The sequence below is a fragment of the Pseudomonas sp. SIMBA_067 genome (assembly GCF_046534675.1).
Classification (GTDB): Bacteria; Pseudomonadota; Gammaproteobacteria; order Pseudomonadales; family Pseudomonadaceae; genus Aquipseudomonas; species Aquipseudomonas putida.
This window is the reverse complement of sequence record NZ_JAWRYH010000095.1, coordinates 1-378: the sequence shown is the minus strand read 5'-3', so window position 1 is coordinate 378 and position 378 is coordinate 1. Positions and strand designations below refer to the sequence as shown.

General features: G+C 68.0%; 1 protein-coding gene. It reads left to right on the top strand.

Annotated elements, in window-relative coordinates; all coding sequences use genetic code 11:
* Positions 1-378: M24 family metallopeptidase (locus tag SB765_RS28240; protein WP_410932300.1), on the top strand; the 378-nt coding region annotated here is incomplete at both ends.

The window sequence follows — 378 nt, the reverse complement described above, 5'->3', positions numbered from 1 at the left end:
CCATCGCCCGCATGCGGGCCAGCCTGGTGCCGGGTATTACCGAAAACCAGCTGTGGAGCATCCTCCACGGCACCAACGTGGCCCAGGGCGGCGAGTGGGCCGAGAGCCGCCTGCTCAGCTCCGGTCCGCGCACCAACCCGTGGTTCCAGGACGCCACCGACAAAGTCATCGAGGCGGGCGAGATGGTCTGCTTCGACACCGACATGGTCGGCCCCGGCGGTTACCTGTCGGACATCTCGCGCAGCTTCGTCTGCCCTGGCAAACCAGTGACCGGGGCCCAGCGCGCGCTGCTCGACATTGCCTCGCAGCAGGTCAGCCATAACCTCCAGCTGCTGCGCCCGGGGCTTTCATTCCGCGAGTTCGCCGCGCACTGCTGGC